At 60.9% G+C, this 8,312-nt stretch carries 5 protein-coding genes; all 5 read right to left on the bottom strand.

The features are described 5' to 3' along the window. On the bottom strand, positions 1–296 hold a 296-nt coding region (locus tag VMN77_05420; GenBank protein HTN43221.1), incomplete at its 3' end, for a hypothetical protein. A gap of 136 nt (positions 297–432) precedes the next feature. Next, entirely contained in the window at positions 433–1,911 is a 1,479-nt protein-coding gene (locus VMN77_05415) for an alpha-amylase family glycosyl hydrolase (protein ID HTN43220.1), read from the bottom strand. A 1-nt stretch (position 1,912) separates the two neighbouring features. Further along, a complete protein-coding gene (locus tag VMN77_05410) occupies positions 1,913–4,642 on the bottom strand; it encodes a glucosidase (GenBank protein ID HTN43219.1) in 2,730 nt (909 codons plus the stop codon). Between the two features lie 91 nt (positions 4,643–4,733). Then, complete coding sequence (locus tag VMN77_05405; protein ID HTN43218.1) at positions 4,734–5,918, bottom strand: acetate/propionate family kinase; 1,185 nt, start codon at positions 5,916–5,918, stop codon at positions 4,734–4,736. Between the two features lie 18 nt (positions 5,919–5,936). Beyond that, positions 5,937–8,303, bottom strand: coding sequence for a phosphoketolase family protein (locus VMN77_05400; GenBank protein ID HTN43217.1), 2,367 nt, complete (start codon positions 8,301–8,303; stop codon positions 5,937–5,939). Positions 8,304–8,312 lie beyond the last annotated feature (9 nt).

Raw genomic sequence — 8,312 nt, 5'->3', positions numbered from 1 at the left:
ACGGGTCTCGAGACGATCAGCAGGCCGTAGTAGACCCACAAGATTTGAAAGACGGCCATGATCCCCGCCATCCTCGGATTCATGCCTTTATTTGACCGCCGCTTGAGCATCACGACCACGTCCGGCACGGCGGCAAAGGTTGTTCCAAACCCTGCCGCAGCGCCGACGATCTCCGACCTTTGAAGATGGGGAACGAGAAGACTCGCCGTGTCATGTACGGCCAGCTCCTCACATCCAACGAGAGCGATCGCACAGATGAAGAAAAGACCCAGCGTAAGTCTCTTAAAAAAATCCATGTTCATCTCCGCTCCGCAAGACTGTTAGGTTATCGTTCCTTCATGATCCGGTGATCGGTGACGTCGTTCTCGTGCAGGATCATTTCACGAATGACGGTCGTGTACTGGTCCGGTTGGACGTCGTACAAAGCAGCCCTCACAAGGCACGCAACTGGAACAGGTGGCATTGCCACGGCTTCAGGTCGACGTACAGACCGGCGTCCCGCATCTCGTCCCCGTTTCGGTCGTAGGATTCGCCCGACAGCAGATCGTTGAGGCGCCACTTCTTTCCTCTCAGTTCATCCCAGGGCACATGGACACGCGCCTGTGCGCTTTCTCGCCGAAAATTGATGACGATGAGGTAGCGCTCAGCGTCCTTGACCCAACACCAGGCCAGGAGGTTCAAGCAACTCTGGTTGTCGGGCCATCCGCTCCGCTCACAGAGGCGCCATTCACCGTTCCGAAAGACCTCACGATTGATCGCTTTCAGCAGACGTTCATAGAAGGCCGAGAGGTCATGATCGACCGACTCCGCCGGGCGACGGCCCAGAAAGACAGGCAACCTCACCTTCCTTCCCTCGAATTGCCCCTCATGCAGCAGCTTGGCCCCGGTGAGCGTGAGGATCGCCACGGCGGCCGCGCGCCCTTTTCCGTAGGGAAACGTGACGGCAGCCCTGGGCTCGTCATGGTTCTCGATGAACCGGACCATGCGCTGCTGGTAAGTAGGATCCGCAAGGAGGTGCAGACGCACGCTCTCGGCGTTCCCGTGTTCCATCCGGTCATAGAGTTTTTTGTCGTAGCAGTGATCAAAACCCTGTTGTTGCAGTTCCCACTCGAGGTCCCAGTAGGCCTCGGCGATGAACCGGAACTCCCGATACTTCCCTTTGATCGCCGGGATCACCGTTGTCCAGTAGTCGTCGACCGGCTTGACTCCCGCACGGGCCCCCCAGGTACGCTCGAAGATATTGTTCAGCATGAGCATCGCCATGTCGCACCGGATCCCGTCACACTGCTCGGCCATCTCCGAGACCGTTTCGATTACCGCCTGACGGAGCCCCGGCTGAAAGGCGTTGAGTTGAAGCACGTCGGGCCATGCCGGGAAGTAGGGATCCCGGCCGCGGGCGAACACCGTGCCTCCCGCCTTGACGAAGGAGGCCGGGTCGTTCCTCACATCATCGGCATTCCCCTGAACGAAGTATTCAGGATGATCGATGACCCAGGGGTGGTCGGGCGCCACGTGGTTGGGAACGAAATCAAGAATGAGCCGCAGCCCGCGTTCACGGAGCATGCTTCGTGCGGCTGCAAGCCCCTTCGGACCGCCGAGCTGTTCATCAACGACGTAGCGGCGCACGCAGTAGGGCGAGCCGACATTGTCCTCAGGCGAAAAGTCAGGAAGAGCCCTCCTGAAATCCTCGAGGAGCCCCGTATTCCGCATGGAGATTTCAATGCCGGCCGGGCTCCGCTCCCAGACGCCCATGAACCAGACGGCGTCAACGCCATGAGCGGCGACGGCATCCCACTCCTCCTTCGGCACCGTGGAAAGGTCCACCGGCTGCCGGTATTTCCGTCCGAGTTCACGCAGCCAGACCCAGGTATTGATCTCGTAGATGACGGGGTGTTTGGGCCAGCGGCTCACCTCATCCCTCCCCGGCGCCCGTGGCGCCCTTCCTGAACGCGGTCTGCTTGCCCCCCTCCAGCGCCCGCTTGGCGTCCAGGAAGCCGTACAGCTGGATGGTCTTGGCCACAAGTCCGGTCCAGCCGGTCTGATGGCTGGCGCCCAGTCCCGCGCCGTTGTCGCCGTGAAAGTACTCGTAGAAAAGTATGTGGTCGCGCCAATGGGGATCGGTCTGGAACTTCTCTGTTCCACCGTAGACCGCCCGCCAACCGCGACCGTCCCGCAGGAAGATCCGGCTGAGCCGGTCAGAAATCTCCTTGGAAACCTCGAAGAGGTTCATCATCTTCCCGGATCCCGTCGGGCATTCGATGGTGAAATTGTCGCCGTAGTACAGGTAGTAGTTCAGCAGCGCCCGAATGAGCATGATGTTCACCGGCATCCAGACCGGCCCCCTCCAGTTGGAATTGCCGCCGAACATGCCGGTGTTCGACTCGGCGGGGAGATAGTTGACCCTGTACTCCTGGCCGCCGGTCCGGAAGACATACGGCTGCTTCTCGTGAAACTTCGAGAGCGAGCGGATTCCGTAGGGACCCAGGAACTCGTTCTCGTCCAGCATCTTGGAGAGAATCCGGCGAAGCCGCTCCGGGTTGACCAAGGCCATGATCCCGCGGTCTGCCACGCCGAAGTGGCCGGGACCCGTAGGGTGTATGGTGTTCGCTAGCTCGGGCATCCGGCGCAAGCGTTCCATGATCTGCGCCATCGCCCCCGGAATGCGCTCACGCTGCCACTTTTCGATGTTCGTGCTGGCGCACAAGGGCAGGAGCCCCACCATCGAGCGGACCTTGAGACGCGTGGCGCTGCCATCAGGGAGACGAAGCAGGTCGTAGTAGAAGCCGTCCTCCTCGTCCCACATGCCACCTTGACCGGGGCGGTTCATGGCCGCGGCAATATAGTAGAAGTGCTCGGCGAACTTGACGACCATATCCTCGTAGGAGATGTCGTGGCACGCGAGCTCGATCGCAAGCTCACCCATGTTCTGGCTGAACAGCGCCATCCAGGCCGTGCCGTCCGCCTGCTCGAGGTGGCCGCCCGTGGGGAGCGGCGCGCTGCGGTCGAAGACGCCGATGTTGTCGAGGCCGAGGAAGCCGCCCTCGAAGACGTTCTTGCCGAACCGGTCCTTCCGGTTCACCCACCAGGTGAAGTTCAGCAGGAGCTTGTTGAAGGCCGCCTTGAGAAAATCCACATCCGTTTCTCCGCGCAGGGCCTGCTCGGTGCGATGGAGGAAGAGCGTCGCAAACGCATGCACCGGAGGGTTCACGTCGCTGAAGTTCCACTCGTACGCAGGCATCTGGCCGCTGGGGTGCAGGTAGACGCCGCGGAGCATCAGTTTCATCTGTTCCTTGGCGAAGTCAGGGTCCACGATCGAGAGTGGCAGCGTGTGAAAGGCGAGGTCCCAGGCCGCGTACCAGGGGTATTCCCACTTGTCGGGCATGGAGATGACGTCCTCATTCACCATGTGGAACCACTCCGAGTTCCGGGCCATTCGATATCCGTGATGGAGGGGGTGGGAGTGGTGCTCCTCCAGCCAACTGTCGCCGTCGAAGAAGAAGAACTGCTTGCTCCAGAGCATGCCGGCGATGGCCTGGCGCATCACGTTGGCCGCGTCCGGCGAGATCGACGGCGGGGTCACAGAGCGATAGAATTCATCCGCCTCCTTGAGCCGTGCTGCGAAGATTGATTCGAACTCGGGACCGAACGGCACGGCCGGGCCATTTGCGGTCAGGCGCAGACGCACGGTCGCAGATCCCTTTGGAGCGACCTTCAGACGGTAATGCGCCGCCGCCTTCGTCCCGGTCTTCCCGGGATTCACTGCTCCCTTGCGGCCCTGGACAACGAAGTCGTTGATGCCGTCCTTGACATACGGGTCGGGATTGGGGTGGCCGGGAAAGAGCCTGTCATTATTCGTTGTGTTATCGGTGAAGAGCAGCGGCGCCTCGCCTTCGCAGGAAAGGACGAATTTGCCCAGCAGCGAATGCATTGCCTCGACGGTGCTCGTGCCCGAGGTTGCCTTGACCTGCTTGATGTTCGGTTTCCCGGCAGCCCGGTTGGATTCAGAGATCCATGATGCCCAGTCGTTGCGGAACCACAGTGTCGGCAAGAGATGCAGTTCCGCAGCCTCCGGCCCGCGGTTGTGAGCCGTGATCTTGACGAGGATGTCCTCGGGATCACCCTTGGCATACTCGACGAAGACGTCGAAGTAGCGGTCGGCATTGAAGACGCCGGTGTCGAGGAGTTCGTACTCCATGTCGTTGCGGCTGCGACGACTGTTTGTCTCGACCAGGTCCGCGTAGGGATAGGCCGCTTGGGGATACTTGTAGAGATACTTCATATACGAATGAGTCGGCGTGCAGTCGAGATAGAAGTAATACTCCTTCACGTCCTCGCCGTGGTTGCCCTGACTGTTCGTAAGCCCGAAGAGCCGTTCCTTCAGGATGGGGTCCTTCCCATTCCACAGCGCAAGCGCGAAGCAGAGGCGCTGTTTGTCATCGGAAATGCCGGCGATGCCGTCCTCGCCCCAACGGTAGGCGCGCGAGCGGGCCTGATCGTGGGTAAAGAAATTCCAGGCGTCACCGTTCTCGCTGTAATCCTCGCGTACGGTCCCCCACTGTCGTTCACTGAGGTAGGGTCCCCACTTCTTCCAGGGGGCCTTTTGCTCTCGGGCCTCTTCAAGGCGTTTCTTTTCGGCGTCCATGTTGATCTCCTTTCTTCAGGTTAAAAATGCGTTCCGCATCTAAATGGACTGTCGCGCGATCGGTTCAAGCTCTGGCGCTCGGGCATTGGATCTACGGCGCTGATCCAATCAAACGCCGTATGTGCTGTGCGATCATCAGCTCCTCATCGGTCGGTATCACCCATGCGGTCACGCGGCTGCCCTTACGGCTGATACAGGGGCCACCCTTTTCGTTGGCCTCCATATCCAGTTCCAGTCCGAGCCAGCCCGCCTCGCGGCAGACGCGCTCGCGAATCGAAACCGCATGTTCGCCGATGCCTCCGGTAAACACCAGTGCGTCGAGTCCCCCCAGGGCCGCGGCGAGTGACCCGATCTCGCGGCCGACCCGATAGACGAACAGATTCACCGCCTCGGCAGCGCGGGAGTCGGGACTTTCCAACAGCTCGCGCATGTCGCTCGAAATGCCCGAGACACCGAGCAACCCGGATTGTTCGTAAAGAAGTTCCCCCAGTGCGCGGGCGTTCATGCCGTGCCGATCGATCAAATAAAGCAGCACACCGGGATCGATCGCACCGCAGCGGGTGCCCATCATGAGCCCGTCCAATGCCGTGAAGCTCATCGTCGTGGCGACACTTTGGCCGCCCTCCATCGCGCAAAGGCTGGCGCCGTTGCCCAGGTGCGCGACCACGGTACGCCCATGGGCCGCGCGCCGATCCATCCCGGCCAGCACCGAGGCGATGTATTCGTAGGACAGGCCGTGAAATCCGTAGCGACGAACGCCTTCGTCGGCATACTGGCGCGGCAGTGCGAAGGCCTGCGCGACCGCCGGTTGCGTGCGGTGAAAGGAGGTGTCGAAGCAGGCTACATGGGCTATGTTAGGAGCCATCTGTGTCGCCGCTTTGATCGCCGCCACGTTGTGCGGTTGGTGCAACGGGGCCAGCGGGATGAGCGCCTCCAAATCGGCCACCGTTTCCGGGTCGAGGAGCACCGGCCCCGTAAACTTAACCCCTCCGTGCACGACGCGATGCCCTGTCGCGACAATTCGATTCCCGCCGAGCGCGCCGCCCCGACCCCATCTGAATAGGAACTCGATCGCGCCCCGATGATCCAGCCGGGCGCCGGCCTCCCACTCCTTTTCGCCGACGAGGGTCGTGGCGTCGCGGGCCACGAACCGCGGGCGCCCCGGCAGTCCTTCGATCTGCCCGCGCAGAAGGGGCCGGGGCGGGTCTTCGTTGAGAAAGACCGAAAACTTCAGGCTCGAGGAGCCGGCATTGAGCACCAGGATTGCGTCCGACATAAGGTTCGCCTTAAATTTCTAAAACGGCCAGACCCAGTTGGTGATCTCCGGCCGGTCGGTGCCGTGCTCGTGCGCGTAGTTCATGTTGTCGATGATGGCGTTCTTCATCTCCTCCTTTAAATGCGCGGCCTTCGTGCGCAGCTTCGGCACCCGATCGATCACGTCGATGACGAGGTTGAACCGCGAGGTTTCGTTCAGCAGCGCCAGCTCGAGCGGTGTATTGATATTCCCCTTTTCCTTGTAGCCGCGCACATGCAGGTTCTCGTGTCCCTTGAAACGATAGGCGAGCTTATGAATCAGCCAGGGATAGCCGTGGAAATTGAAGATGATCGGCTTGTCGGTCGTGAACAGGCTGTCGAATTCGCGGTCCGTCGACCCGTGTGGATGCTCGGAAGCCGGCTGCAGCTTGAACAGATCCACCACGTTGACGAAGCGCAGCCTCAGATCGGGCACGCGCTCGCGCAGGATCGCGGCGGCGGCCAACGCCTCCTGGGTGGCCACGTCGCCGCAGGAAGCCAGCACCACATCCGGCTCTTCGCCCGCGTCCGTGCTCGCCCGTCCCCAGATTCCGAGACCCTTGGCGCAATGCACGACCGCCTCCTCGATCGTGGTGAACTGGAGATGTTTCTGTTTGTCGGCCACGATGACGTTGATGTAGTCGGTCGACCGAAGACAGTGGTCCGCGACCGACAGCAATGTGTTGGCATCGGGCGGAAGATAGATTCGGGTCACGCTCGAGCTCTTGTTGGTGACCAGGTCGATGAAGCCCGGGTCCTGATGCGAAAAGCCGTTGTGATCCTGGCGCCAGACCGTGGACGACAGGAGTATGGTCTCGGAGGCGACCGAGGCGCGCCAGGGCACATGGTTCTTGGAAATGTCCAGCCATTTGGCGTGCTGGTTGAACATGGAATCGATGACGTGGGCAAAGGCTTCGTAGGTGTGGAAGAACCCGTGCCGGCCCGTGAGCAGATAACCCTCCAGCCAGCCGATCAATGTATGCTCCGAGAGCATCTCCATCACCCGGCCGTCACGCGACAGTTCGCTTCCGTCCAGGTCCTCCGGCAACAGATCCGCCATCCAGGTCTTCTTGCTCGCTTCATAAACGGCCTGAAGCCGGTTCGAGGCGGTCTCGTCCGGACCGAAGACGCGGAAATTGGTCATGTTGTTTCGCATCACGTCGCGCAGGAACTCGCCCAGCGGCTTGGTATTCTCATGCAAGACCTTGCCGGCCTGTTCCACCTTCACGGCGTAATTTCGGAAATCCGGGAGCTTGAGTTCCTTGCGCAGCAGCCCGCCGTTGGCATGCGGGTTGGCGCTCATCCGCCGATGGCCCTTGGGCGCAAGCGCTTTGAGTTCGGGCTTGAGCTTACCGGTGGCATCGAACAGCTCCTCGGGCCTGTAGCTACCCATCCAGTCTTCCAGGAGTTTGAGGTTCGCCGGATTGTCGCGCACATCGGAAAAGGGAACCTGATGAGAGCGCCAGAATCCTTCCACTTTGTGTCCTTTGATTTCCTTCGGCCCGGTCCAGCCTTTCGGCGAGCGCAGCACGATCATCGGCCAGCGCGGACGGAAGGGGTTGTTCGTTTGCCGCGCCCCCTTTTGAATCGAACGAATCTCGCCGATCGCCTCTTCGAGCGTGGCGGCCATCGTTTGGTGCATCACGGCCGGATCGTCCCCTTCCACGAAATAGGGCTTGTAGCCGTAGCCGACAAACAGCGCCTCCAGCTCCTCGTGGCTTACACGCGCCAGGATCGTCGGGTTGGCGATCTTGTAGCCGTTCAAGTTCAGGATCGGCAGCACCGCCCCGTCGCGTACGGGGTTGATGAATTTGTTGGAATGCCAGGCCGTCGCGAGCGGTCCGGTCTCGGCCTCGCCGTCTCCCACCACGCATGCGATGATGAGATCGGGATTGTCGAACGCCATGCCGTAGGCGTGAGAAAGACTGTAGCCGAGCTCGCCGCCTTCGTGGATGGAACCGGGCGTCTCCGGCGTCACGTGGCTCCCGATATGGCCGGGAAAGGAGAACTGCTTGAAGAACTTTTGCATCCCTTCCGCGTCCTCGCTCTTGTCCGGATAGATCTCGGAGTAGGTGCCTTCAAGATAGGCCGGCCCCAGCACCCCCGGCGCGCCGTGACCGGGCCCGGCCACGAAGATCACGTCGAGATCGTGTTTGAGGATCATCCGGTTCAGATGCACCCAAACGAAGGACAGCGCCGGGCTTGCGCCCCAGTGACCGAGCAGCCGGTGCTTCACATGCTCCGTCTTCAAGGGTTCTTTGAGCAGGGGATTATCTTGAAGGTAAATCATCCCGACCGAGAGATAATTACAAGCCCTCCAATAGGCATTCATCAACTCCAGTTCTTTATCGGATAATGGATTTCCCATGACAGCCTC

This window comes from Nitrospiria bacterium (assembly GCA_035498035.1).
In the GTDB taxonomy this organism is placed as follows: domain Bacteria; phylum Nitrospirota; class Nitrospiria; order JACQBZ01; family JACQBZ01; genus JACQBZ01.
This window is presented reverse-complemented; position numbering and strand designations above follow the sequence as displayed.